The following is a 23,009-nucleotide window of genomic DNA, read 5'->3' as shown; positions in this document are numbered from 1 at the left end:
CCCCGGCGGCTGCGGGTATGCTGGGGAAAACGCAAAGGAGCGCCTATGCCGCCTGCCAAACGTTTGCGCGTACTGGGGATGATCCTCGCCGGAGGCCAGGGGAGCCGGCTCTACCCGCTGACCGCCAAGCGCTCGAAGCCCGCGGTGCCCTTCGGGGCCAAGTACCGGATCATCGACTTCGTGCTCAACAACTTCATGAACTCGGGCATCTACTCGGTCTACGTCCTCATCCAGTACAAGGCGCAGTCGCTGACCGAGCACATCCAGCGCTACTGGCGGTTCGGCGCGTTTCTGGACGACCACTTCATCATCCTCGTGCCGGCGCAGATGTACCGGTACGAGGAGCTGGGGCCCGTCTGGTACCGCGGCACCGCCGACGCCATCTACCAGAACCTGCACCTCATCGACAACAACGACCCCGAGGTGGTGGCCGTCTTCGGCGGCGACCACATCTACAAGATGAACATCCGCCACATGGTGGACTTCCATCAGGACGTGGCCGCCGACGTGACGATCGCCGCCTACACCGTGCCCATCGAGGAGGCGAGCCGCTTCGGGGTCATTCAGGTGGACGAGCAGTGGCGCATCGTGGACTTCCAGGAGAAGCCGGAGCACCCGAAGCCGATCCCCGGACGCCCCGGCGAGGCGCTGGTCTCGATGGGCAACTACCTGTTCGACAAGGAGCCGCTGGTCGAGCTGCTCGAGCGCGACGGCAAGGACCCCGAGTCGTCCCACGACTTCGGCAAGGACGTGCTGCCCGCGGCGCTCGCGGGAGGGCTGCGCCTCTTCGCCTACGACTTCCAGAGCAACCCCATTCCGGGCGCCGAGGGCGCGAACACCTACTGGCGCGACGTGGGCACCCTCGACTCCTACTTCGAGGCCAACATGGACCTAGTGGCCGTCCTGCCGCAGTTCGACCTCTTCAACCCCGAGTGGCCGCTGCGCACGGCCAACCTCTTCAGCCCCCCGGCCAAGTTCGTGCACGAGACCGGCGAGCGGGTGGGGCAGGCCTTCAACAGCCTGCTCGCGGGCGGCGTGATCGTGAGCGGGGGGACGGTGCGCGAATCCGTGCTCTTCCGGCGGGTGCGCGTCAACTCGTACAGCCTGGTGGAGAACGCCGTCCTCTTCGACGACGTCGAGGTGGGGCGGCACGCCAAGATCAAGAACGCGGTGATCGACAAGAACGTACGTATACCCGAAGGCGTCGAGATCGGGTACGATTTGGAAACCGACCGCGCGCGCGGCTTCACGGTGACCCCCGGCGGGGTGGTGGTGGTGCCCAAGGGGTATCGGTTCGACCTATGAAGAAGAAAGACTTCGGACACGCGTTCCTGGCCTACACCCGGCTGAGCCCCGGACAGGCGTTGCCCGGAAACGGACAGCGCGTGCCCACGGCCAAGGTGTACGCCAGTCCGCTCGAGACCGTGGACCTGCCCGAGGCGCGCAAGAGCGGGGGGCCGCAGACCTGGCGGCTGATGGCGCAGCTGCGGGCGCAGACGCCGGAGCTGGAGCTGACCCTCACCCCCGGCGACCTGGCGCAGATGCTGCTGCCGCTCTCGGACCGCGACGGGCGCCGCGGCTACCTCTCGAGCGCCGGGGCCTACCCGGTCGAGGCCTACCTGGTGGTGCGGCGGGTGCAGGACACCTTCCCGGGCGTCTACCACTACGCGGTCAAGGCCCACCAGCTCGAGCAGATCGCCCCCTGCCCCGACTGGGCGGCCTGGGAGGCGGCGCTCGCGGACGCGGTCGGCGTCGGCCTCGCCGGCGTCTACCTGGTCCTTACCGCGGTGCCGGCGCGCAGCGTGGCGCGGCTGGGGCCGCGCGGCTACCGGCAGGCGCTCTTGGAGGCGGGCAAGGCCGCGCACGCCACCTTCACCGCGGCGGTGGCGCTGGGGCTTGCGGCCCGCGAGGCGGAGTGGTTCTACGACGAAAGCGTGGCCCAGGTGCTGGGGCTGCCCGAGGGCGAGTACCCGGTCGCGGTGGTCATCGTCGGGCGCTGATGGATCGGGCGGGCGTCTTCGTCTACGGCAGCCTGCTGCCGGGCGCGCGCTACCACGCGGTGGCCCGCCGCGCGGGCCTGGTGCGGCGCACCCCCGCGCGGCTCGAGGGGTACCGGCTCTACGCGCTGCCCGCCGGCTACCCGGCGGCGGTGCCGGGGGCGGGCGCGGTGGAGGGGGAGCTCTTCGAGTTTCACGACCTCGAGGCCGCATTGCGCGTCCTCGACCGCTTCGAGGACGAAGGCGGGCTCTACCGCCGGGTGGCCGTGGACGTGAAGACGCCCGCCGGCGTGCGGCGGGCGTGGGCCTACGTGGCGGACGCCGCGGCGGCGGCGCGCCGCGGCGGGGTGCCGTGGCCTAGCGGGCGCTGGCGGGGACGGCGCGCCTGAACGCGCGCGGGCGGCGGAGGAAGCGGGTCCAGCGGGGGCGCGGGTGGTAGGTGCGGCGGTAGGCCTCGAGCGCCTTCAGCCAGAGGGTGAGGCGGGCCGCCTGGGGGTGGCCGGCCGCCTGCAGGCGCGCGAGGGCCGCCTTGATCTCGGCCTCGAGCCGGTCGAGGCCGGCGCGCCCCTCGCGGTTGTCCACCTCGATGAGCAGGTTCAGCATCGCGGCGGGCAGGGCCTGGGGCGGGGTGCGGAAGAGGCGCTGGATTCTTTTCATCGTGAACAACCTCCCTGTAATTATGACTGTACCATAACGATATGGTAAGCTACAAGTATGGAGAGTGAATTACGTCTTGACCGTATCGCTACCGCGCGGTACCCTAACGCTAAGGAGGTGCCATGAAGCTGGCCGAGCGGTTTCGTGAGTTGCGCAAGGAGCGGGGCTGGCGGCTGAAGGACGTGGCCGAGGCCACGGGCCTCTCGATCCCCTACCTCTCCGACCTGGAGCGCGACCGCACCAACCCCAGCCTGGAGACGCTGCGCACCCTCGCCGAGGCCTACGGGATGAGCGTGCACGACCTGATGGCCCCCGTCGACTTCTACGGCGAGCGCACGCCCGCGGCGCTGCCCCGGGGCCTGGCCGAGCTGCTGGAGGACCCGGTGCTGGGCGCGGAGATCACCCCCGACTGGGTGGAGACCCTCTCGCGCATCGAGCTGCGCGGCAAGCGGCCCGAGAACAAGCGCGACTGGTACGAGATCTACCTGCACCTGAGGCGCGTGCTCGAGGGCTAGGCGATGACGGCGGCACAGACGCGGCGGCTGCGCGCGGCGCTGGAGGCGCGGGTGCTCGAGCGGGCGGCGGCCTTTCGCGAGCGGCACGCGCCGCTCACGCCCGACCGCATGGCCGCGGGCGTCGGTTTTCGCTGGCGCACTGCGGCGATCGCCGGCCGCGACGGCCTGCTCGACGCCGCGAGCCGTACGATCCTCGTTGCCGAGGGGCAGAGCCCCCGGCGCCAGCGCTTCACCCTGGCCCACGAGGTGATGCACCGGCTCATCGAGCAGGACGGCGATCTGCTCTCCGATCTGCACGAGGCCTACGAGGGGGCGGCGCTGGAGCGGGCGCTGGAGCGGCTGTGCAACCTGGGGGCGGCGGAGATGCTGCTGCCCCGCGCCGAAGTGGAGCGGGCGCTGGCGGCGGCCGGCCCCAACCCGCGGCTGATCTGGGAGCTGGCGGAGCGCTTCGGCGTCAGCGAACCGGCGGCCGCGGTGGCGCTGGTGGGGGCGCTGGGGCCGGGGGCGCTGGCGACGGTCTTCGGGGGGCGTCCGCTCGCCGTCTACTTCGCCTTCGGCGCGGCCGCCCCGGCGCGGGGCACGGTCCTTCCGGAGGCGCACCCGCTCGCCGCGGTGCTGGCGGCGGGGCTGCCCCACCGGGGGGCGCTCGCGCTGCCCGGCGGGGCGCGCGCCGAGCACGCCTGGGCGCGGCCCCGGCGCGGCCGCGTCTACCTGCTGGCCGCCGGGGTGGAGGCCGCGGGTGGGTGAGGCGCCGCGGCTGGCCGACGGCCTCAAGCCCCGGCCCGCGGAGGAGGTGCTGAACCGGCTCGTCTTCCGCCCGCTGGGGCACGCGGTGGTGCGGCTCGTCTGGGGCACGCCGATCCGCCCCGAGCACCTGGTGCTGGCGCACGGCCTGCTGGGGCTCGCGGCCGCGGGCCTGATCGGGCTCGGACACGGCCTCGCCGCCGCGCTGCTGTTGCAGCTCGTCACCGTGCTCGACAACGCCGACGGCCAGCTGGCGCGGGCGCGGCGGCAGGTCAGCCTCCTGGGCCGCTACCTCGACAGCGAGGTGGACCTGCTCGTCCACGCGGCCCTCTTCGCCGCCCTCTACCTGCGCACCGGCGACGCGGCCGGCGCGCTGCTCGGCTTCGCGATCCTGACGTGGGTGCTCTCGCTCGACTTCAACCTCTCGGCGCTCGCCGCCGGCGAAGCCGGGGCGGACGCGCCGCCGCGCCCGGGGCTGGAGGCGGCGCTGGCGCGCGTCTACGCGGCGGTCTTCGGCTGGCAGGACCGGGCGATCCGCGCCGCCGAGCGCGCGCTCGCGCGGCGGCTGGGCACGAGCGGCGAGGCCTGGTGGCCGCGGCCCTTCCTGGCCTTCTTCGCCAACCTGGGGCGGACGACCCAGTTCGCGGTCCTGGGGCTGGCGCTGGCGCTAGGGCGACCCGAGGCCTACCTGGGGTTTCTGCAGCTCACGGTCTTGGCGCTGCCGCTGGTCTATGCTGTTCGCATATGGCACGCTATCCGATCCCCACGGTAGGCGCGCTGGTGCGCGGCCCGAGCGGGCGCGTGCTGCTGGTGCGCACCACCAAGTGGAAGGGGCTGTGGGGCGTTCCCGGCGGCAAGGTGGACTGGGGCGAGCGGCTCGAGGACGCGCTCCTGCGCGAGTTTCGCGAGGAGGTGGGGCTCGCGCTCGAGGGTGTGGAGTGGGCGCTCTTCCAGGAGGCGATCTTCCCGCCCGACTTCTACAAGCCCATGCACTTTCTGCTCTTCAACTACTTCGCCGAGAGCTCCAGCGAGGCGGTCGTCCCCAACGAGGAGATCGTCGAGTGGGCCTGGGTGCCGCCCCGCGCGGCGCTCGACTACCCGCTCAACGTGCACACCACGCCGCTGGTGGAGCGCTACCTGGAGGTGAAGGGTGGCTAGGGCGGCGCTGGTGACGGGGGCGGCCCGCGGCATCGGCCGGGCCGTGGCTCTGGGCCTGGCCGAGCGCGGCTTCGACGTCGCCGTGCACTACCGCAGCCGCCGCGCGGAGGCCCGCGCGGTCGCCGCGGCGGTGCGCCGAACCGGCCGCCGGGCGGTGACGGTCTCGGGCGACCTCACCGACCCCGAGGCGGCGCGGGCGGCGGTGGAGGCCGCGGCGCGCGGGTTGGGCGGGCTGGCGGTGGTCGTCAACAACGTGGGCGACTACCTCTACAAACCCATCGAGGAGGTGACCCCCGCCGAGTGGCGGGCGGTCCTCGACTCGAACCTGAACACCGCCTTCCACGTCACCCAGGCGGCGCTGCCCCACCTGCTCGCGGGCGGCTGGGGGCGCGTCGTCTTCCTGGGGTACGCGGGAGCGGGCCAGACCGTGGCCAAGCCCCACATCACCCCTTACTTCGTGGCCAAGACCGGCGTCGTCCTCTACGCCAAGGCGCTGGCCGCGCGGCTCGCCCCCCACGGGGTGACCGTCAACGTGGTGGCCCCCGGCGTGGCCGAGAACTCGGTGACCCAGCCCCTCGGGGAGATTCCCATGGGTCGCGTGGCCTACCTGGAGGAGCTGGTGGACGCGGTAGGGTATTTCGTCAGCGCGGCGGCCGACTACGTGACCGGGCAGGTGCTCGAGGTCGCGGGCGGCTGGAACCTGTGAGGAGCGGCATGAAGAAACGCATCGAACTGGAAGACACGGGCATGACCTTCGAGACGGCCTACGACCTCGAGGCGATGAGCCGGTTGGCGCGGAGCTGGCTCGAGCAGATCGGCGAGGACCCCGCGCGCGAGGGGCTTGCCGATACCCCGGGCCGCGTGGCCCGCGCCTGGGCTTTCCTGACCCGCGGCTACCAGCAGAGCCTCGAGGAGGTCATCAACGGCGCGGTCTTCGAGGCCGAGGGTTCGGAGATGGTGGTGGTGAAGGGGATCGAGTTCTACTCGATGTGCGAGCACCACCTGCTGCCCTTCTTCGGCCAGGTGCACATCGGCTACATTCCGGACGGCAAGATCCTGGGGCTTTCCAAATTCGCGCGGCTGGTGGACATGTACGCCCGGCGGCTGCAGCTGCAGGAGCGCCTGGCCACCCAGATCGCGGGGGCGCTCATGCAGGTGCTCGAGCCCCGCGGCGTAGGGGTCGTCGTCGAGGGGGCGCACCTGTGCATGATGATGCGCGGCGTGGAGAAGCAGCACTCCACCACCGTCACCTCGGCGATGCGCGGCGTCTTCAAGGAGGACCTCAAGACGCGCGAAGAGTTCCTGGCGCTGCTGCGCTCGCAGCCCTAGCGGCCGCGGGGTCCCGATCCGCGCCCTCAGGGCGCGGGCGGTGCCGGCAGCTCGCAGCCGGGCACCGCGTTGCTGGCCCCCGCGCCCGAAGCGATTGTGACCGTGAACTCGGCGTCGCCCACGCCCTCGACGTGCAGCCGCACGGTTCCGCTCTGAGCGCCCGCGGGCACGAGGAAGAGCAGCGTGGCGGGGTCCTGGGCCCGGGTCAGTTCCACGCGTTCGGGCGCGAGCCCCGGTTCGGGCGGGAAGAGGATGTAGTTGGGGCCGTCGTCCCAGTCCGCCTGGGTGCCGAAGTTGTTGCCGGTCAGCGCCATCCAGTCGCCGGCGCGCACCGGGCAGCCGGCCGTCACGTCGGGGACGGCCGACAGCACCTTGAGCGCCCCCGTGGTGCGGATGCCGCCCGTCTGGGTGGAGCAGGCCCCGAGCACCAGCAGGGCGAAGACTCCCAGCAGCGTTCCTATGCTTTTCTTCATGGCCGTTCCTCCTTACCTTTCTCCGGTGCTCGCGGGAAGCACCGTGATCCGGCTTTGCGAGAGCGCCTCGCCGTCCGCGACGACGTAGGCCTCGAACGCGCCCGCCCGCTCGGGCGTCCACTCGGCGAACCAGCGGTAGCCGTCCTCACTGGTGAACTCCACGCCGGCCTCTTCGCCGATCACCAGCCGCACCGACGACGCCCGGAAGAGGAGCGTGAGCTCGAGCCGGCGCGGCTGGCCCACCTGGAACTTCACCGGGTCGAGTTCGTAGAGCGGTCGCCGGACGACCGTGGCCACGGCCACCGTCTCCACGACCTCCGCCTCCCGGGCCGCCCGCACCTTGAGCATCAGCGGGCCCGTGGGGACGGACGGGGGCATGCGCACGCGCACCGTGTAGGTGCCGTCGTCCCGGCGCTCCAGCGGGTAGCTGGCGCCGTCGAGTTCCAGCCAGACCTGCTCGGGGTCGCCCTGGGCGATGGCGCGCACCTCGAACTCGGCCCCCGCGGCGACGACGGGCGAGGGCAGGGTGGCGAAGACCGCCAGCTTCCCGGGGTTGTAGGTGGTGCGCACCTGCTTGGGCGGCGGCGCGGCGCCGAGGCGCACCACCCGGCCGCTCTTCCCCGGCTGCAGCTCGACGCGGGTCGGGGCCGAGGTGGCCCGGAAGCGCGGGGGCAGCAGGTCGGGGTCGGGCGCCACCTCGTAGACGCCGGGGAGGAGGCCGGTGGCCAGGGCGCGGCCGCGTTCGTCGGTGCGGAAGCTGCGGTTGGAGGGCCCGATCAGGCGGACGCCGCCGTAGGGGATGCCCCGTTCGCCCTCGTCCTGGACGCCGTTGCGGTTCGCGTCGTGGAAGAGCACCAGGAGGATCTGGGCCGTCGGGGCGAGCGGGAGGTTGAGCAGGTAGCGCCCGCCCTCCTCGACGCGCAGCTCGGTGGGCCGGTAGAGGTCCAGGGTCGCGGGCAGGCCCTCCAGCTGCGGCGTGTGCACGCCCGGGCGGGCTTCCAGCGCGTAACGGCCGCTTTCGTCGGTCTCGGCGCTGGCGCCGCCGAGGTGCACGATCAGGCCGGGTACCGGCGGTTCGCCTTCGTCCTGCACGCCGTTGAGGTTGCGGTCGATGAAGGCGACGCCGCGCACGCGCCCCACCTTGCGCCCCCCGAAGACGCTGACCACCGCCTCGGGCGTCGGGAACCGCCAGGCGAAGTCGTAGCCCAGCTGCACGCTGAACCGGTGCGTCAAGCGCTCCACGCCCCGCCCGAGCCCGTCCGGGTCGCTGACGGCGTAGCCGACGAGAAGGCCGAAGGGGCTGCCGAACAGGCTCTTCTGGGCCAGGTAGAAGCTCAGGCGGTCGGCCTCGCCGTGCTCGAGGTCGAGCTCGCTGGCGAAGCCGGCCCCCCAGTACTGCTGCCAGCCGACCCCGACGGTCTCGCTGTAGGCGTCCGCGAGCTTGACCGTGTACTTCGCCCGCAGCACGGTGAGCGGCCAGGGCCGCCAGCGCACGCCCAGCTGGGCGCCGTAGGCGTGCGGACCCACCAGCGTGTAGTTGCCGCTGCCGCTCAGACCGAAGTTGCCGTAGCCGAGCCGGCCGCTGAAGGTGGCGACCTGGTGCGTGGTCCCGTCCGCCGGGACGTAGCGCAGCTTGTAGCCCACGCCAAAGCTCGATCGCACCCCCGCCAGGTTTGGAGGACGGACGGCGAGGGAGGGGTTGAGGCTGAACTCGAAGGGCCGCCCCGCCGCCTGCTCGAGCGTCGTGGTGACGCGCAGCGAGGTGCGCGGCAGCGGGGTCGCGAAGACCGAGCTGATGGCCTTCCAGCCTAGACCCTCGGGGCGCTGCTGCAGGTGGGCGGTTCCGCGCACCCCCAGGGGGTAGACGCTGCGGGTGCCCCCGGTGAGGGTCAGGGTGTAGAGGCCCAGCTGGGGGCTGGCCGACAGGGACTGGAGGACGCTGAAGCGCGCCCCCTGCCAGAGCAGCCCCTGCCGCGCCGTGCCGACCAGGGTGTACCCCCCCGAGAGGATGCCGTTGAGCCGTCCGCCCAGCCGCAGGCTCAGCGAGCGGTTGAGCGTGCGGCTGTAGTCGACGCTGAAACGATCCCGGCGCGACCCCTGCGCGGCATCGACGCTGGCGTTGAGCTGCAGGTTCAGGGACCGGAGGGTGCTGACCGCGCTGACGGAGAAGCCGCCGGCGCCCAGGTCGTAGCGGCCGTTCAGCCCCACCCCGTAGCGCCAGCCCTTGGTCTGGAACCCCGTGCGCAGCCCCATTCCCGTGGTCGTCGCCGAAAGCGCGGCGTCCCACTTCGGCCCCTTGAGCCCCAGCGCGAGGCTGGACGGGGCCTCGGGCCACCAGCGGGGGCTCTGGCCTCCGAAGGCCGAGGTGCTGAGCGAGGCTTCCACGAAGTCGGAGAGCCGGCCGCTCAGGCTGGGTTTGACGCTGTAACGGAAGACCGGGGAGGCGAACCGCCCCGCTTCGAGGAGGGCGCCCACGCCCACGCTGCCCGAGAGGCCGACGCGCAGCGTGGGGTCGGGCCCCCCCGCGCCGAGCGCGTACGGATCCAGCCAGCGGGTGGTCACCCGCACCTTGCGTTCCAGGCCGCCGAAGCCGGAGCGGGCGCGCACCCAGGTGATCATCGTGTACCCCGGCGACACCCGTCGACCGTCGCCGATCTGCAGGGTGAGGACGGCGGTGCCCTCCTGACCGGGGTCGAGCTCCAGAACGGTGGGCCTCAGGAAGGCCTCGCCGGTGTTGGCCTCGGCTTCGAGGGTGATCCGGTCGCGCAGGTTGCCGCGGTTGATCACGGTGATGCGGTAGGCGATCGGCTCGCCCATGCGGGCCTCCTGCTTGTCCTCGGCGTAGAGGATGAAATCGGCTTTCGCGAGCACGGTGACGTCGGCGGAGGCTTCGGCGAGCAGCCGCTCACCGTCCCAGATCCGCAGCGTCACCGGGTGCACGGATCCGGCCGGGGTGAGTTCGGGCACGCGCAGCGTCACCGCCACCAGCGTCCTTTCGCCCAGGCGCAGCCGCTCGGGCAGGGGGAGGACCAGCCAGCCTTCGGGCGCGACCACTTGCGGCCGCACCTCGCCCTCGCCCGAGAGGGCAAAGAGCAAGGTGGCGTACGCTCCGGGCCCGACCTGGGTGCCTGTGGCGGGCTGGATCTCGACGCCGCTGGCCCAGGCCGCCCCCAGCAGCAACAGGCAGGCGGCCCAATACCTCATGGTTAGGGTTCCCGGATGGCGCTGACCACCACGTTGACGGCGTAGTTACCGGGCGGTTCGTTGCCCTTCAGCTCGAGGGCGAACTCGAGCCGGATCTCCTTCCAGCCTTCGGTCGCGCCCACGTCGGTGTAGAACACCTGGGGCGCACTGCTGCCGCGCAGCCAGGGGCCTTCGTTGACGCGGAAGAGGATCTGGTCCGAAGGGATGAGCCGGTTGCCGCTCTCGTCGAGCAGGTCGGGGATCTCGAGCAGCAGGCTCCAGACCCCGGGCTGGTTGACGAAGACCTGGACGGGCAGGACCCCGTCCTCGGGGGTGGTGGCCGCGTAGCGCGCCGGAAAGCTCGGGGGCGGGTAGTTCTGCAGGTTCAGCTCGAAGCCGATCGTGGTCGTGGGCGTGCGCACCGAGATCACCTCGGGGATCACCGCCTGCACGAACCAGGTGGCCTGCGCGTAGCCGATCGGCGCCAGCAGGACGAGCAGGACCAGGATGTTTTGGACGGTACGTTTCATTTCGCCTCCGTCAGGGTGTGCCCTGTTGCGTCTCGGGCTCCGACTTCGCGGCCGGAGCCGGCTTGACCAGGTCGAAGGGAAGGCTTACCACCGTCTGCCCCGCAACGTCCACGGTTTCGCTTCCGTAGTTGAGCACCGCGAGGATAACGTAGTCTCCTTTTTTGATGGGTCCGAAAAAATTGGCGAGCAGCACCCGGGTCGCACCGGGCAGCACGACGGTCCGGTCGATCTCGGCCTCGCCCACGACGTTGCCGCCGGCGTCGCGCACCTCGAGCCGGCCCGTCACCGCGTAGGCTCCGTTGCCGGTGTTGGCGTACTGAATGGCGATGGCGATCGGCTGGTCGGGCTCGTCGGGCGGCACCGCGGCGATGCCCAAAATCTGGCCGTCCCACTCGATGGGGGGAACGTTGACGTAGATCGTGTGGGCCACCCGGATCTTGAAAGTAGCGATGTTGGCGCCGGGCTGGGCGTTGGGATCCTCCCCTTGGAGGAACAGCACGCTCCAGTGGGTGCCCGCCGCGGCGTCCTCCGGCACCTTGATGGTGTAGCGGACGATCTTTTTCTCGCGGCCCGCGAGCATGAACTCGGCGGGCGAAAACGTGATCCAGGAACTTGCGCTTTCGGGCAGGCTGCCGGGGTCCAGGTAGACGGGCTGGCCGTCGGGCTGGTACATCCAGTCGCCCAACGAGACCCGCACCCGCGTCGGCTCGGCGCCGGGGTTGGCGATCAGGATGCTGGCGGTCTTTTCCTCCCCGGGCCGGGCGGTGAAGATCGCGGCCGGCGGATCGATGGCCACCGCGGTCTGCGCCCAGGCGGGGGAGGCGATGCAAGCGGCGAGAACGGTGAGCAGCGGTGCGATCGCCCGTATGCGCATGGTTGCCTCCAGAAAGCAGGTAAGGTGGGGCCCTGGCCCCACCTTACCTCAAAGGACGCTACTGAGGGGTGCCGAACTGCACGTCGGCGGACTGCAGGGTGTAGGTCAGGTCGGCGCGGCTCTCGCCCCAGGTGTCCGAGTTGATCTTCACGGCCACCACGATCAGGGTGTCGAGCCAGCTCTTGTTCTTGCAGCTCTCGGGAATGTTGTCCCCCAGTACCTGGTCTCCCGTGGGCCCGAAGTTCAGGGTCTTGGGGATCAGGTGGCGGGTCGCCCCGTCGGGCAGGTCGTAGAGCCCCGTCGCCTTGTCGTTGACGAAGCTGTAGCAGGTGTTGCCCTGGATGTAGAGGTGCTCGATGCTGGGGTACTCGTCGTCCAGGTCGTTGCGGTTGGCGGTCAGGTCCCAGTAGCTCCAGTTCGAGAAGAGCTGGAGGACGAAGGTCTTGTAACAAACGAAGTAGCCCTTCGAACCCGGCACCAGCTCGCCGTTGTCGTCGATCTCGATGGGCGGGTAGGAGTCGACGACGCCGTTGCCCACGATCGAGATCTTCGGCCAGGTGCCCGTCTCGTAGTAGGTGCCCCCGGGCAGGACCTGGGTCTGGCTCCAGAACTCGTCACTCAGATCCAGCGTTTCGTCGGCGCCCTTGGCGTAGACGCAGGCGATCGTCGGGTCGTTCGCGAGCGGGTCCGAGGCGTGGGGCCAGCCCGATCCGTCGAGCGCCTCGAGGTCGAAGGTCAGGGTGGTGGTGTCGAGGTGCAGTGCGGTCGCCTGCGGAAGGATGAGCTTGACCGTTTGGTTCACGCTGGCGCTGTCGGCGCCCTTGTCCACCGCGTCCGGCCCCTCGCTCGTCGGCCCGATCACGGGCGTCTGGGCGAAGGCGAACGCCGCCACAGCAAATAGAGAAGCGACAATCCACTTCTTGTTCATGCGGTCCTCCAATTCATAACGCAGTCTTGGGGCCTAGGGCCTACAGCGGATCGTTCACTCTAAGTTTCCTCACCTCCCTCTCTCTTGATGCTCACTCTAATGGCCGTCACACGTTCGGCCGTTAAGTCGAGGTAAGCTGTAAGAGACAGAGCGAAGCGACGTAGCGTTATCGATTTGGTTAACGACCGCGGACTTCTTAACGCCGAATTAACGCTTCGGTTAACGTTTTATCCGTGCATTCGGGGGGATTGTATGGCGCAAATTCAATCGGCTATCGCGCAACTTACCCTGTTCGGCGCCGCGGGGCTGTACGTGGGCGGCAAGCGGGTTCCGCTGCGGAACAAGTCCCTGGCCATCCTCTACTACCTGGCCATCGAGGGCCCGATCAGCCGCGCGGCCATGGCCGAGCTGCTCTGGGAGCACGCCAGCGCGCGCCAGAACCTCAGAGTCGAGTTGCACGAACTTCGGCACACGCTTCGCAAGCTGGGCATCGTGGCCTTCGAGGACCGCCGCGACCCGCTGGTGCTGCCCCCGGGCATCGTCCTCGACACCACGCCGCGCACGGGCCAGATCCTGGAGGGTTTGGAGCGCGTCTCCGACAGCTTCCGCGAGTGGCTGGCGGGGTTGCGCGGGCGCACCACCCAGGTCGACGAGCAGCCCGCCGAGCAGATCCACGCCCAGGCCTCGGAGCTGGCCCGCGAGATCGACCCGCCGTTCCTGCTCATCGTCAAGGGCAGCCCCCTCGCCGGCTTCAAGACCTTCGCGCTGCAGCTGGCGCGCGAGATGGGCCTTCCTTTCATCGAAGGCGTCGAGGGCGGCGCCACCGCGGTGCGCTACCTGCCGCTTCCGCAGACGGAGGCCCAGGTCAAGAAGGTGCTCAAGGACGACAAGTCGGTCTGGATCCTGCCCACCGCCCCCTTCGGCGAGGACCACAGCACCTTGCTCGAGCTGCGGGCCCAGTGGCCCGCGGACCGTGCGCGCTTCGTGACCCTGCAACCCCTCTCCTGGCCGGCGGTCGTCGAAGGGCCCCTGCAGGACCTCCCCTTCGAGCGCGCGGCGGAGATCTACCTGCGCTCGGGTGGCGACGCCGCCCACCTCAAGCACCTGCTCGAGCTCTACCGTTCCGGTCAGGAAGAGCTGCCGCTGCCGCAGCAGGTGCGCGCCGCCTACCAGCGGGAGAGCCGCTTCCTCAGCTACCCCGCGCGGCTGGCGCTCGAGCGCCTGTCCGTGCACCCGGGCACCCTCTCCGACGGCTTGATCGAAGCGCTGGAGGCGCACGAACACCTGGACGAACTGGAGCGGCGCGGCTGGCTCGCCTACGACGACGAGTGGTACTTCGCCAGCGAGCCCGCCCGGCGCGTGCTCTACCAGGCACTCCAGCCGGGGCGGCGCGCGGAATACCACCGGGCCGCGGCGCGTTACTTCGCGGCGAAAGGGGACCTGATCGCGCGTTACCACCACGAACTCGCGGCCGACCCGGAGCGCCGCTCCATCGAACCGCCGGAGAGCCTGTCGCCCTGGGCGCGGGCGGTGTGGGGCCTCGAAAAGGGCGAGGACGGCGGCGGCGCCCCGCGGGTCGAAGGGCTCGAGCCCCTCGAGGAGATCTTTTCCGAGCCGCCCGAGATGCGCGGCGACGGCTGGGGGGTGTACGACAAGCGGTTCTACTTCGTCCGCAACGGCCCGCCGTACCGCGACAACGAGCTGGTCTTCCCGGGTGCCGACGAACCGGTCCTGATCCGGCTCAAGGGCCGGGGTTTCGTGGAGAACGTGCTGGGAATCGGGCTGGACGGCGAGCGGATGCCGCTGGTGCTCCAGGTGGGGCGGAGGCCGCTGGTGATCTTCGCGCCGGTGAACCGCGAGGTGCCGTTGAGCGGCGTGACCCTGCTGCCGGTGCGCCGTTTCGAGGTCTGGGCCGTGGTGCCGCGGGGGCAGAAGCTCCGGTTCACCAGCGCCGCCGAGCGCGCGGTGGTGGAGTTCAGCCTCGACGTCTACCGCGTGCGCGGCGCTCCGGAGGAGGCCGGGCTGGCGCGGGTCTCGGCCTAGAACTCGGCGTCGATCTCCCGCAGGCGCGCCGCCCAGGGGGTCGTTCCGGCGTGGTGTTCCCCGACGATGCGGGCCACGCAGGGGTCGGCGATGCGGTCGGCCGCATAGCGCGGGTGGTGCTGCCGCACCTGCCAGGCGCCGGCCAGCCCCCCGCGCAGGGGGTAGGGCTCCACCGCCGGCGCCCAGTGCTCGAAAAGCGCGGTAAAGACGCGTTCCCAGACGTTGTAGGGGCGGACCGCCTTACCCGCGTCGTGGATCAGGGCGGCGCGTACGGCGCAATCGGGGGCGTCGGGCCAGCGCTCGACCAGCCGCCTGGCCACGGCCACGTTGTGCTCGCGGTCGCGCACGTCCATGGCGCGGTAGAGCGCGGCCTCGTCCGGCGCCAGGCGGGCGAGGGCCCAGGTGTCGTCGGGGCGGCAGAGCGCGGGGAAAAAGCCCTTCGCGAGCCGGATCAGGCGTTTCTTGGTGACGAGCACCATGCTACGCCAGCTCCGCGAGCGCCTTCGCGCGGGCAAGGACCTCGTCGAACATGGCCGCGGTGAGCCGGCCGGTCTGGGTGTTCTGGCGGCTCACGTGGTAGCTGTCGAGCAGCACCCGTCCATCCGGGAGGGCGTGTTCCGCGCCGTGGGCGAAGGGAAAGCGCGCCTTCACCAGACCGTGGTGCTCGAGCAGCGCGTCGTGGGCCAGCCGGCCCAGGGCCAGGTAGACCCTGAGCTCCGGCAGCAGCGCCAGCTCCCGCGCGGTCCAGGCGCTGCAGGCGGCGAACTCGGCGCGGGTGGGCTTGTTGCCCGGGGGTGCGCAGCGCACCGCCGCGGTGATGTAGGCCCCGCGGAGCTCGAGCCCGTCGCCCGGGCGCTCCGAGCGGGGCCGGCTGGCGAGCCCGGCCCGCCACAGGGCGGGGTAGAGGAAGTCGCCCGAGGCGTCGCCGGTGAACATGCGTCCGGTGCGGTTGGAGCCGTGGGCGCCCGGCGCCAGGCCGAAGATCAGGAGGCGCGCGTTCGGGTCGCCGAAACCGGGAACCGGTCGGGCCCAGTAGGTCTCGGCCCGGAAGGCCCGGCGTTTCTTCCGCCCCACCTCCTCGCGCCAGGCCACGAGCCGCTCGCAGCGGCGGCAGGCGGCCAGCTCGCGGTAGAGGTCTTCCAGACGCTCCGGCGTCACGCCCGCCATTCTAAGCCTAGAGCGGAATGTTGCCGTGCTTCTTCCAGGGGCGTTCCTCGTGCTTGTCCTCGAGCATGCGCAGGTGCCGGATCAGGTGCCGGCGCGTCGTCTCGGGCGGGATCACGTCGTCGATGTAGCCCCGACCCGCGGCGATCCAGGGGTTGTCGAAGCGCTCCTTGTACTCCTTGATCTTCTCGGCGCGGGTGGCCTCGGGGTTGGGGCTTTGCTGGATCTCGCGCCGGAAGACGATGTTGGCCGCCCCCTCGGCCCCCATCACCGCCACCGCCGCGGTGGGCCAGGCGAGCACCACGTCGGCCCCCATGTCGCGCGAGTTCATGGCCAGGTAGGCCCCGCCGTAGGCCTTGCGGGTGATCAGCGTGATCTTGGGTACGGTGGCCTCGGCGTAGGCGTAGAGCATCTTGGCGCCGTGGCGGATGATCCCGCCGTGCTCCTGGGCCACGCCCGGGAGGAAGCCGGTCACGTCCACGAAGGTCACGATGGGCAGGTTGAAGGCGTCCATGGTGCGGATGAAGCGCGCGGCCTTGTCGGCGGCGTCGATATCGAGCGCGCCGGCCATGAAGCGGGGGTTGTTGGCCACGATCCCCACCGGCTGGCCGCCCAGCCGCGCCAGGCCCACGATGATGTTGCGCGCCCAGCCCGGGTGGATCTCGAGGAAGTCGCCTTCGTCCACCAGCGTCCGGATGACCTCGTGCATGTTGTAGGGGCGGCGCGGGTCGGGGTTGACCATGTCGAGCAGCTCCGGCGCGGTGCGGTCTTCGGGGTCGTCGGTGGGACGGTGCGGCGGCTTTTCCTTGGCCGAGGAAGGCAGGAAGCTCAGGATCTTGCGGATGAGCGTCAGCACCTCTTCCTCGTTCTCGCCCTCCAGGTGGGCCACGCCGCTCTTTTTCGCGTGCACGTCCGCGCCGCCCAGCTCCTCGAAGCTCACCTCCTCGCGGGTCACGGTCTTGATGACTTCGGGGCCGGTAATGAACATGTAGCTGCTCCCGCGGCTCATAAGCACGAAGTCGGTGATCGCCGGGCTGTAGACCGCGCCGCCGGCGCAAGGGCCCAGGATCGCCGAGATCTGGGGCACCACCCCCGAGTAGACGGCGTTGCGGTAGAAGACCTCGCCGTAGCCCGAGAGGCTGTCCACCCCCTCCTGGATGCGGGCGCCGGCCGAGTCGTTGAGCCCGACGATGGGCGCGCCGACCTTGACGGCCATGTCCATCGCCTGGGCGATCTTGCGGCCGTGCATCTTTCCGAGCGAGCCGCCCAGCACCGTGAAGTCCTGGCTGAAGACGAAGACGGTGCGGCCGTCGATGGTGCCGTAGCCGGTGACCACCCCCTCGCCGGGGGCCTTCACGCCCTTCATCATCTCGGTGTCCAGGTGCTCGACGAAGGTGCCCAGTTCCACGAAACTGCCCGGGTCGAGCAGCTTCTCGATGCGCTCGCGGGCGGTCAGCTTGCCCTGTTTGTGTTGTTTTTCGATGCGCTCGGGGCCGCCGCCTTCCTGGACCTGCTTGCGGCGTTCCTCCAGCTCGGCGATGAGTTCTTCCATCCAGGCGCGGGTGTTGTCGGCCATAACGTTTTCATGATACCCGCACGGTCAAGGTTGGACGACCTCGAGGCCGTCCGCGGGGAACCTTTCGTCGAAGGTGTACAGGCGTTCCGCGCCGTGGCTTTTTGCCGTTGCCCAGAGCAGGGCGTCGGCGTAGGACACCCGCCCGGAAGGGCGCGCGAGCAGAAGCGCCAGAACGGCCTCTTCCTTGGGCAGATCGAGCAGGTGCAGGTTTTTCTTCTGTAGTAGTTCTACGAGCGCGTCCACCACCTCGGCCCTGGGCACCTCGTAGACCTTTTCGAGCACGAAGGCGGCTTCCACCAGGACGATGCTGTGGAGCGCCACGGGCTCCGGGCCGTCGAGCAGCCGCGCCGCGCGCTCGGCCAGCTCGGGGACGTCGCCGGTCAGGTAGCGTACGACCACGCTGGTGTCCACCAGAGGAGGCGCGCTCACCGCTCTTCCGTCCAGGCCTTTTCGCGCGCTCGCCGCAGCTCGTTTTCGGAGAGTTTACGCTCCGTCCTGCCCGCCAGGCGGCCCTTGAGGGAGCGCTCGTGGGGTGGCGGGAAGAAATAGACCTCCAGGTGGTCGCCCACGAGGCGTTGCACCGCGATCCAGCCGGGGCGGACGCCCAGCCGCTCGCGCGCTTCCTTGGCGATGACCACCTGGCCCTTGGGTCCTACCTTATAAGCCATAGTCTTACCTCACATGTATATTACTACAAACTAGGAGAAAAGTAGAACCACCCGGGAACGCCCGGGTGGTTGCCACGAGCCGGAGGTTCAGGCCCCCTTGAGCTTCTTCACCTCTTCGATCATCGCCGGCAGCACCTGGTGCACGTCGCCGACGACGCCGTAGTCGGTTTCCTTGAAGATGGGGGCGTCGGGGTCCTTGTTGACGGCGACGACCACCTTGGACTTGTTCATGCCCGCCTGGTGCTGCACCGCGCCCGAGACGGCGAGGGCGAAGTAGACGTTGGGCTGCACGGTCTTGCCCGTCTGGCCCACCTGCTCGGCGTAGGGCCGCCAGCCGGCGTCGATGACCGCGCGGGTCGCGCCCACCGCGCCGCCCAGCAGGTCGGCGAACTCCTCGATCAGCTTGAAGGCCTCGGCGCTGCCCATGCCGCGCCCGCCGGTGACGACGATCTCGGCTTCGGTGAGCGAGACCTTGCCGCCGGTCTCGGCGATCTTCTCGAGCACCTCCACCTTCTTCTCGAGCTCGCCCAGCTCGACCGCCAGCGGTTCCACCGCGCCCGCGCCGGCGGGCTCGGCCAGCGGGGTGGTGTTGGGCTTGACGCTGATCACCGCGGGCAGGGAGCCGGCCTGCTTTTCCAGCACGCGGTTGAGGAAGCTGTACTTGGTGGCGTAGACCTTACCTTCTTCGGCCCAGCTGTCGAGGGTGTCCTCGAGCAGGGCGGCGTCCATCTTGACCGCCAGCCGCGCGGTCCAGCTGCGGCCGGTGCGGCTCGCGGGGGCCACGACCACCTTCGCCCCGGCGGCCTCGGCCGCGGCGTGGGCGGCCTTAGCCCACTTCTCGGCGGTGTAGGTCTCCCAGTCTGGGCCGCTCACCACGAAGACCTTGCTCACGTAGTCCTTGGCCTTCTCGGCCACGCCTTCGGCGCCGGGGCCGACCACCAGGCCCGCCACCTCGCCGCCCAGAGCCTCGGCCAGCTTGCGCGCGCGGCTCACGCCCTCGAGCGCGCCCTTGCGCAGTTCGTTGCCGTCGTGATCCATTACCACGAGAATCATCGTCGCCTCCTAGAGCACCTTGGCTTCTTCGTGCAGCAGCTTGATGAGCTCGGCGGCGGCCGCGGCGGGCTCCTTGGTGCCGTCGATGATCTTGCCCTTGCGCTCGAGCTCCATGATCTGCTGCTCGAGGATCTCGACCTTGCTGCCGCTCACGCCCAGCTCGGCGGCGTCGATCTTCTTGATCTCCTTCTTCTTGGCCTTCATGATGCCGGGCAGCGTGGGGTAGCGGGGTTCGTTGAGGCCCTGCTGGGTGGTGAAGACCGCCGGCAGCGCCACCCGCACCACCTCGGCGCCCTCGTCCACGTCGTGCGTGGCCTTGGCGTGGCCGTCTTCGAGCTCGAAGGCGGTGGTCCAGGTCACGCTCGGCCAGCCCAGCGCCTCGGCCACCGCGGCCCCCAGGGCCTGGCTGTCCCAGTCGGCCTGCTGGCCGCCAGTGAAGACCACGTCCGGGGCCTCCTCAGCCAGGACCTTGGCGAGCGCGCCCGCCTGGGTGACCGGGTCCACGTAGCCCTCGGCGGTGATGAGCACGCCGCGGTCTGCGCCCATGGCCAGCGCGGTGCGCATGGCCTCCTCGGTGCGCTCGGGGCCGAAGGCCACCACCACGGCCTCGCCACCGTGGGCCTCTTTTAATCGGATGATCTGCTCGACGGCGTACTCGTCCATCTGGTCGAGGATCAGGGTGGCCCCCTCGAGGTTCACCCTGCCGCCGTCCACCTTGATCTTCGATTCCCCGTCGGGAACCTGCCGGATGATCGCCACGTACTTCATACCGCCTCCTTATCTGAGCGCCTTGAGAATGTTGCGCGCGATGATGATGCGCTGGATCTCGTTGGTGCCCTCGTAGATCTGGTTGAGCTTGACGTCGCGGAGGAGCTTCTCCACCGGGAAGTCGTTCACGTAGCCGTAGCCGCCATGAATCTGGATCGCCTGGTTGGCGGCCTCGAAGGCGACCTCGCTGGCGTAGGCCTTGGCGATGGCGCTGGCGCTGATGTGCTCGGGGTCGTTTTGGTCGGCCAGCCAGGCGGCGTAGTAGGTGTACATTCGCGCCGTCTCCAGGCCCATCTTCATCTCGGCCAGCTTGAACTGGATGGCCTGGAAGTCGGCGATCGGGCGGCCGAAGGCCTCGCGCTCGAGCGCGTACTTGGCCGACTCGTCGAGCGCCCGCCGGGCCACGCCCACCGAGCCGGCGGCCACCGGGATGCGCGTCTTGTCGAGGGTGAGCATGGCGATCTTGAACCCCTCGCCCTCCTCGCCCAGGCGGTTCTCCACCGGCACCCGCACTCCGTCGTAGACGATCTCGTAGGTGGGGGCGGCGCGCTGGCCCATCTTGCCGTGGATCTTGTTGAAGCTCACGCCCTCGCGGTCGTTCTCCACCACGATGGCGATCACGCCCTTGTGCCGCAGCGCCGGGTCGAAGGTGGCGAAGACGACGTTGAAGTCGGCCTCCTTGGCGTTGGAGATCCACATCTTGGTGCCGGTGATCACGTACTCGTCGCCCTCGCGCACGATGCGGGTGCGCAGCGCCGCGGCGTCGGAGCCGTTGCCGGGCTCGGAGAGGGCGAAGGCCGCCAGCGAGGGCCGCTCGGCGAGCGGGCCCAAAAAGCGCTTCTTCTGCTCCTCGGTCCCGGCGATCAGGATAGGGGTGATGCCCAGCTCCGACGCCATGGGGATGGTGTAGAAGCCCATGTCGGCCCAGCCCAGCTCCTCGCCGATGATCACCTCTTCGACCAGGCCCAGACCCAGCCCGCCGGCCTCCTCGGGCACGCTGATGTTGAGCAGCCCGATCTCGTAGAGCTGCTCCACCAGCTCCCAGGGCACCTTTTCGCTCTGGTCGTACTCGGCCGCCCGCGGGGCCACCTGCTCGCGCGCGAAGCGGCGCGCCAGTTGTTGCAGCTGTTTTTGTTCGTCGGTCAGCGAGAAATCGAGCGCCACGAAGCCACCTCCAGACCGCCGGCCACCCGAGGGGGCCCTCTCCTTTGACCCAGTCTAAATATTTTGGCCGGGCCCTGCAAGCCGGCGCGTGTTCATCGTATCACGCCACTACCGGCGAAAAAGCGTTATATATCCCGGGGTAGCATGGACGAAAGGAGGTTCCATGAAAACCATCATCGAGCCGTTCCGGATCAAGACGGTCGAACCCATCAAGATGACCACGCCCGCCGAGCGCAGGACCCTCATCGAGCGTGCAGGCTTCAACCTGTTCAAGCTGCCCGCCGAGGACGTGATCATCGACCTGCTCACCGACTCGGGCACCAGCGCCATGTCCTCGGCGCAGTGGGGCGCGCTGATGCAGGGCGACGAATCCTACGCGGGTGCGCGCAGCTGGTACCGCTTCGAACGGGCCGTCAAGGAGATCTTCGGTTTCGAGCACGTGATCCCCACCCATCAGGGGCGCGCCGCGGAGCGCATCCTCTTTAGCGTGCTGGTGAAACCCGGCCACGTCGTGCCCAGCAACACCCACTTCGACACCACCCGGGCGAACATCGAGTTCGCCGGCGGCCGGGCGGTGGACCTGCCCGCCCCCGAGGCCGCAGACCCGGCCTCGCGCGCGCCCTTCAAGGGCGACATGGACGTCCGGGCGCTCGAGGCCCTGATCGCCGAGGTGGGGCCCGAGCGCATCCCGGTGATCATGCTGACGGTCACCAACAACTCGGGCGGCGGCCAGCCGGTGAGCATGGCCAACATCAAGGCGGTCTCGCGCATCGCCCGCACCCACGGGATCCCCTTCTACATCGACGCCTGCCGCTTTGCCGAGAACGCCTGGTTCATCAAGCAGCGCGAGCCCGGTTACGCGGACAAGACCCCGCGTGAGATCGCGCGCGAGATGTTCTCCTACGCCGACGGGGCCACGATGTCGGCCAAGAAGGACGCCTTCGCCAACATTGGGGGTTTCCTGGTCACCAACGATGGAGAGCTGGCCGCCCAGGAGCGCGATCTGCTCATCCTCACCGAGGGTTTCCCCACCTACGGCGGCCTCGCCGGGCGCGACCTGGAGGCGATCGCCGTGGGGTTGGACGAGGTACTGGAGGAGGACTATCTGAACTACCGCATCGTCTCCACCGCCTACGTGGCGAACAAGCTGGACGCGGCGGGGGTGCCGGTGATGCTTCCGGCCGGCGGGCACGCGGTCTACCTGGACGCGCGCCGCTTCCTGCCGCACGTGCCGCCCCTCCAGTACCCGGGGCAGGCGCTCTCGGTAGAGCTTTACGTCGAGGGCGGGGTGCGCGGCGTGGAGATCGGCACCGTGATGTTCGGCAAAGACCCCCACACCGGCGAGGAGAAGCCGGCCCACTGGGACCTGGTTCGCCTGGCCATCCCCCGCCGCGTCTACACCCAGAGCCACATGGACTACGTGGTGGAGGCGGTGGCGCAGGTCTACCAGCGGCGCGAGGAGATCGGCGGCATGCGCATCGTGCGCGAGCCCCGCTTCCTGCGGCACTTCTCGGCCGAGTTCGCGTGGGTGTGAGGTTGGGATGTAGGAAGTGGGATGTAGGATGTAGGATTTTTCAGAACGGAAAGTAAACCTTCGGCTTCATCAATACCACAACCCCCTCCCCGGCCCTCCCCAAGGGGAGGGAGAAAAAGATGTGCCAAGCAGCCCGGTTCCGGCAAACAGCAAGCCTCCCCCTTGGGGGAGGTGGCCGCAGGCCGGAGGGGGGTTTTGCCATTAGGTTTTCGTATCCCCGGGCGAACCCGCGAAGCGGGTGAGACCCGGGAGCCTGCCCTGAACTTGATTCAGGGCCTGTCCTGAACTCGATTCAGGATCCATGCTGAATACGAAGCCGAAGTTTCGTTGCCGTTAACGATCCCCACCACAGGCCACAGGCTACTTGCCGCAGGCCTTGCCGTTACCAAGTACCAGGCGCTACGAACCACCCGGGCGGACCTGCGTGTTTGCGCACTTCCCGCAAGGGACGCCCGTCACCCCGGTCCGTGTTACATTGGCCTTAGGCGCCCCGGGCGCCCACAACGCAGCTCCTTCGGGGCAGGGTGAAATTCCCGACCGGCGGTGAAAGCCCGCGAAGCCCGGCGCAAAGCGCGGGGCCCGACCCGGTGGAACTCCGGGGCCGACGGTGAAAGTCCGGATGGGAGGAGGAGGTGAAGGGCCCTCGGGCCC

The 23,009-nt window shown here is 69.9% G+C and carries 25 protein-coding genes and 1 riboswitch; of the genes, 11 read left to right on the top strand and 14 right to left on the bottom strand.

Going from position 1 to position 23,009, the window contains the following annotated elements; translation table 11 throughout:
• Window positions 1-45: 45 nt before the first annotated feature.
• The 3 genes from glgC to OCEPR_RS08790 are packed head-to-tail and all read left to right on the top strand — an operon-like array spanning window position 46 to window position 2,386.
• Window positions 46-1,305, top strand: a complete 1,260-nt coding sequence (gene glgC / locus OCEPR_RS08800) for a glucose-1-phosphate adenylyltransferase (protein WP_013458367.1) — start codon at window positions 46-48, stop codon at window positions 1,303-1,305.
• Window positions 1,302-2,000: a SagB/ThcOx family dehydrogenase gene (locus OCEPR_RS08795; protein ID WP_013458366.1), complete on the top strand. Its 699-nt coding sequence runs from the start codon at window positions 1,302-1,304 to the stop codon at window positions 1,998-2,000. Before glgC ends, OCEPR_RS08795 begins: the two co-directional genes overlap by 4 nt.
• Window positions 2,000-2,386, top strand: coding sequence for a gamma-glutamylcyclotransferase family protein (locus OCEPR_RS08790; protein ID WP_013458365.1), 387 nt, complete (start codon window positions 2,000-2,002; stop codon window positions 2,384-2,386). The genes OCEPR_RS08795 and OCEPR_RS08790 overlap by 1 nt, the downstream gene beginning before the upstream one ends.
• Here OCEPR_RS08790 and OCEPR_RS08785 read toward each other — a convergent pair.
• Window positions 2,355-2,654, bottom strand: coding sequence for a hypothetical protein (locus OCEPR_RS08785; RefSeq protein ID WP_013458364.1), 300 nt, complete (start codon window positions 2,652-2,654; stop codon window positions 2,355-2,357). The genes OCEPR_RS08790 and OCEPR_RS08785 overlap by 32 nt on opposite strands.
• A 122-nt stretch (window positions 2,655-2,776) precedes the next feature.
• Between OCEPR_RS08785 and OCEPR_RS08780 the strand changes: the two genes are divergently transcribed.
• From OCEPR_RS08780 to folE, 6 genes are read left to right on the top strand one after another with little or no spacing between them, the layout of a single operon-like run.
• Entirely contained in the window at window positions 2,777-3,169 is a 393-nt protein-coding gene (locus tag OCEPR_RS08780; RefSeq protein ID WP_013458363.1) for a helix-turn-helix domain-containing protein, read from the top strand.
• 3 nt (window positions 3,170-3,172) lie between these two features.
• On the top strand, window positions 3,173-3,916 hold the full coding sequence (locus tag OCEPR_RS08775) for an ImmA/IrrE family metallo-endopeptidase (RefSeq protein WP_013458362.1): 744 nt from the start codon (window positions 3,173-3,175) through the stop codon (window positions 3,914-3,916).
• Window positions 3,909-4,685, top strand: coding sequence for a CDP-alcohol phosphatidyltransferase family protein (locus OCEPR_RS08770; protein WP_013458361.1), 777 nt, complete (start codon window positions 3,909-3,911; stop codon window positions 4,683-4,685). The genes OCEPR_RS08775 and OCEPR_RS08770 overlap by 8 nt, the downstream gene beginning before the upstream one ends.
• The gene (locus OCEPR_RS08765; protein WP_013458360.1) at window positions 4,658-5,071 is read left to right on the top strand and encodes an NUDIX domain-containing protein; all 414 of its coding nucleotides are present in this window, start codon (window positions 4,658-4,660) and stop codon (window positions 5,069-5,071) included. Before OCEPR_RS08770 ends, OCEPR_RS08765 begins: the two co-directional genes overlap by 28 nt.
• Window positions 5,064-5,777 (top strand): bifunctional dihydropteridine reductase/dihydrofolate reductase TmpR, encoded by a 714-nt coding sequence (gene tmpR / locus OCEPR_RS08760; RefSeq protein ID WP_013458359.1) that lies wholly within the window; start codon window positions 5,064-5,066, stop codon window positions 5,775-5,777. The genes OCEPR_RS08765 and tmpR overlap by 8 nt, the downstream gene beginning before the upstream one ends.
• 8 nt (window positions 5,778-5,785) lie before the next feature.
• On the top strand, window positions 5,786-6,400 hold the full coding sequence (gene folE / locus OCEPR_RS08755) for a GTP cyclohydrolase I FolE (RefSeq protein WP_013458358.1): 615 nt from the start codon (window positions 5,786-5,788) through the stop codon (window positions 6,398-6,400).
• Window positions 6,401-6,426: 26 nt separating this feature from the next.
• Here the strand turns inward: folE and OCEPR_RS08750 are convergent, their stop codons facing one another.
• Genes OCEPR_RS08750 through OCEPR_RS08730 form a run of 5 tightly spaced genes read right to left on the bottom strand, consistent with a single transcriptional unit; the run spans window position 6,427 to window position 12,388 of the window.
• On the bottom strand, window positions 6,427-6,873 hold the full coding sequence (locus tag OCEPR_RS08750; protein ID WP_013458357.1) for a hypothetical protein: 447 nt from the start codon (window positions 6,871-6,873) through the stop codon (window positions 6,427-6,429).
• A 12-nt stretch (window positions 6,874-6,885) separates the two neighbouring features.
• Entirely contained in the window at window positions 6,886-10,077 is a 3,192-nt protein-coding gene (locus OCEPR_RS08745; protein WP_013458356.1) for a hypothetical protein, read from the bottom strand.
• 2 nt (window positions 10,078-10,079) lie between these two features.
• Window positions 10,080-10,586, bottom strand: a complete 507-nt coding sequence (locus OCEPR_RS08740) for a hypothetical protein (protein WP_013458355.1) — start codon at window positions 10,584-10,586, stop codon at window positions 10,080-10,082.
• 10 nt (window positions 10,587-10,596) lie between these two features.
• Window positions 10,597-11,460: a fimbrial biogenesis chaperone gene (locus OCEPR_RS08735; RefSeq protein ID WP_013458354.1), complete on the bottom strand. Its 864-nt coding sequence runs from the start codon at window positions 11,458-11,460 to the stop codon at window positions 10,597-10,599.
• A gap of 58 nt (window positions 11,461-11,518) precedes the next feature.
• Window positions 11,519-12,388 carry a hypothetical protein gene (locus OCEPR_RS08730; protein WP_013458353.1) on the bottom strand — a complete coding sequence of 290 codons (870 nt, stop codon included), beginning with the start codon at window positions 12,386-12,388 and terminating at the stop codon, window positions 11,519-11,521.
• A 252-nt stretch (window positions 12,389-12,640) separates the two neighbouring features.
• Here OCEPR_RS08730 and OCEPR_RS08725 point away from each other — a divergent pair, with 252 nt between their 5' ends.
• Window positions 12,641-14,431, top strand: coding sequence for a hypothetical protein (locus OCEPR_RS08725; protein ID WP_013458352.1), 1,791 nt, complete (start codon window positions 12,641-12,643; stop codon window positions 14,429-14,431).
• Here the strand turns inward: OCEPR_RS08725 and OCEPR_RS08720 are convergent.
• The 8 genes from OCEPR_RS08720 to OCEPR_RS08685 all read right to left on the bottom strand — a co-directional run bounded on the left by OCEPR_RS08720 (window position 14,428) and on the right by OCEPR_RS08685 (window position 20,824).
• Window positions 14,428-14,910 carry an HD domain-containing protein gene (locus OCEPR_RS08720; RefSeq protein WP_013458351.1) on the bottom strand — a complete coding sequence of 161 codons (483 nt, stop codon included), beginning with the start codon at window positions 14,908-14,910 and terminating at the stop codon, window positions 14,428-14,430. The two genes, OCEPR_RS08725 and OCEPR_RS08720, sit on opposite strands and share 4 nt — an antisense overlap.
• Window position 14,911: 1 nt before the next feature.
• A complete protein-coding gene (locus OCEPR_RS08715; RefSeq protein ID WP_013458350.1) occupies window positions 14,912-15,598 on the bottom strand; it encodes a uracil-DNA glycosylase in 687 nt (228 codons plus the stop codon).
• 7 nt (window positions 15,599-15,605) lie between these two features.
• Window positions 15,606-17,171 (bottom strand): acyl-CoA carboxylase subunit beta, encoded by a 1,566-nt coding sequence (locus OCEPR_RS08710; protein ID WP_013458349.1) that lies wholly within the window; start codon window positions 17,169-17,171, stop codon window positions 15,606-15,608.
• A gap of 24 nt (window positions 17,172-17,195) precedes the next feature.
• Window positions 17,196-17,600 (bottom strand): type II toxin-antitoxin system VapC family toxin, encoded by a 405-nt coding sequence (locus tag OCEPR_RS08705; RefSeq protein WP_013458348.1) that lies wholly within the window; start codon window positions 17,598-17,600, stop codon window positions 17,196-17,198.
• On the bottom strand, window positions 17,597-17,839 hold the full coding sequence (locus OCEPR_RS08700) for an AbrB/MazE/SpoVT family DNA-binding domain-containing protein (RefSeq protein ID WP_013458347.1): 243 nt from the start codon (window positions 17,837-17,839) through the stop codon (window positions 17,597-17,599). The genes OCEPR_RS08705 and OCEPR_RS08700 overlap by 4 nt, the downstream gene beginning before the upstream one ends.
• Before the next feature lie 87 nt (window positions 17,840-17,926).
• Window positions 17,927-18,892, bottom strand: coding sequence for an electron transfer flavoprotein subunit alpha/FixB family protein (locus tag OCEPR_RS08695; protein ID WP_013458346.1), 966 nt, complete (start codon window positions 18,890-18,892; stop codon window positions 17,927-17,929).
• A 9-nt stretch (window positions 18,893-18,901) separates the two neighbouring features.
• Window positions 18,902-19,660, bottom strand: coding sequence for an electron transfer flavoprotein subunit beta/FixA family protein (locus tag OCEPR_RS08690; RefSeq protein WP_013458345.1), 759 nt, complete (start codon window positions 19,658-19,660; stop codon window positions 18,902-18,904).
• A gap of 9 nt (window positions 19,661-19,669) precedes the next feature.
• Window positions 19,670-20,824: an acyl-CoA dehydrogenase family protein gene (locus OCEPR_RS08685; protein WP_013458344.1), complete on the bottom strand. Its 1,155-nt coding sequence runs from the start codon at window positions 20,822-20,824 to the stop codon at window positions 19,670-19,672.
• A 163-nt stretch (window positions 20,825-20,987) separates the two neighbouring features.
• Here OCEPR_RS08685 and OCEPR_RS08680 point away from each other — a divergent pair, with 163 nt between their 5' ends.
• The gene (locus OCEPR_RS08680; protein WP_013458343.1) at window positions 20,988-22,358 is read left to right on the top strand and encodes a tryptophanase; all 1,371 of its coding nucleotides are present in this window, start codon (window positions 20,988-20,990) and stop codon (window positions 22,356-22,358) included.
• Window positions 22,359-22,864: 506 nt separating this feature from the next.
• A riboswitch (FMN riboswitch) is annotated at window positions 22,865-22,993 on the top strand.
• Window positions 22,994-23,009: the final 16 nt, after the last annotated feature.

This window comes from Oceanithermus profundus DSM 14977, from assembly GCF_000183745.1.
In the GTDB taxonomy this organism is placed as follows: domain Bacteria; phylum Deinococcota; class Deinococci; order Deinococcales; family Marinithermaceae; genus Oceanithermus; species Oceanithermus profundus.
The sequence above is the reverse complement of the archived record's forward strand: the minus strand, read 5'-3'. Positions and strand labels throughout refer to the sequence as shown.

Excerpts from the sequence above, each read along its gene's own strand:
- OCEPR_RS08765 (WP_013458360.1), top strand. The coding sequence starts at position 4,658 with ATGGCACGCTATCCGATCCCCACGGTAGGCGCGCTGGTGCGCGGCCCG.
- OCEPR_RS08715 (WP_013458350.1), bottom strand. The coding sequence starts at position 15,598 with ATGGCGGGCGTGACGCCGGAGCGTCTGGAAGACCTCTACCGCGAGCTG.
- OCEPR_RS08680 (WP_013458343.1), top strand. The coding sequence starts at position 20,988 with ATGAAAACCATCATCGAGCCGTTCCGGATCAAGACGGTCGAACCCATC.
- OCEPR_RS08740 (WP_013458355.1), bottom strand. The coding sequence starts at position 10,586 with ATGAAACGTACCGTCCAAAACATCCTGGTCCTGCTCGTCCTGCTGGCG.
- OCEPR_RS08725 (WP_013458352.1), top strand. The coding sequence starts at position 12,641 with ATGGCGCAAATTCAATCGGCTATCGCGCAACTTACCCTGTTCGGCGCC.
- OCEPR_RS08785 (WP_013458364.1), bottom strand. The coding sequence starts at position 2,654 with ATGAAAAGAATCCAGCGCCTCTTCCGCACCCCGCCCCAGGCCCTGCCC.
- OCEPR_RS08745 (WP_013458356.1), bottom strand. The coding sequence starts at position 10,077 with ATGAGGTATTGGGCCGCCTGCCTGTTGCTGCTGGGGGCGGCCTGGGCC.
- OCEPR_RS08710 (WP_013458349.1), bottom strand. The coding sequence starts at position 17,171 with ATGGCCGACAACACCCGCGCCTGGATGGAAGAACTCATCGCCGAGCTG.
- OCEPR_RS08775 (WP_013458362.1), top strand. The coding sequence starts at position 3,173 with ATGACGGCGGCACAGACGCGGCGGCTGCGCGCGGCGCTGGAGGCGCGG.
- OCEPR_RS08690 (WP_013458345.1), bottom strand. The coding sequence starts at position 19,660 with ATGAAGTACGTGGCGATCATCCGGCAGGTTCCCGACGGGGAATCGAAG.
- OCEPR_RS08790 (WP_013458365.1), top strand. The coding sequence starts at position 2,000 with ATGGATCGGGCGGGCGTCTTCGTCTACGGCAGCCTGCTGCCGGGCGCG.
- OCEPR_RS08795 (WP_013458366.1), top strand. The coding sequence starts at position 1,302 with ATGAAGAAGAAAGACTTCGGACACGCGTTCCTGGCCTACACCCGGCTG.
- folE (WP_013458358.1), top strand. The coding sequence starts at position 5,786 with ATGAAGAAACGCATCGAACTGGAAGACACGGGCATGACCTTCGAGACG.
- OCEPR_RS08730 (WP_013458353.1), bottom strand. The coding sequence starts at position 12,388 with ATGAACAAGAAGTGGATTGTCGCTTCTCTATTTGCTGTGGCGGCGTTC.
- OCEPR_RS08695 (WP_013458346.1), bottom strand. The coding sequence starts at position 18,892 with ATGATTCTCGTGGTAATGGATCACGACGGCAACGAACTGCGCAAGGGC.
- OCEPR_RS08750 (WP_013458357.1), bottom strand. The coding sequence starts at position 6,873 with ATGAAGAAAAGCATAGGAACGCTGCTGGGAGTCTTCGCCCTGCTGGTG.
- OCEPR_RS08735 (WP_013458354.1), bottom strand. The coding sequence starts at position 11,460 with ATGCGCATACGGGCGATCGCACCGCTGCTCACCGTTCTCGCCGCTTGC.
- OCEPR_RS08780 (WP_013458363.1), top strand. The coding sequence starts at position 2,777 with ATGAAGCTGGCCGAGCGGTTTCGTGAGTTGCGCAAGGAGCGGGGCTGG.
- glgC (WP_013458367.1), top strand. The coding sequence starts at position 46 with ATGCCGCCTGCCAAACGTTTGCGCGTACTGGGGATGATCCTCGCCGGA.
- OCEPR_RS08700 (WP_013458347.1), bottom strand. The coding sequence starts at position 17,839 with ATGGCTTATAAGGTAGGACCCAAGGGCCAGGTGGTCATCGCCAAGGAA.
- OCEPR_RS08720 (WP_013458351.1), bottom strand. The coding sequence starts at position 14,910 with ATGGTGCTCGTCACCAAGAAACGCCTGATCCGGCTCGCGAAGGGCTTT.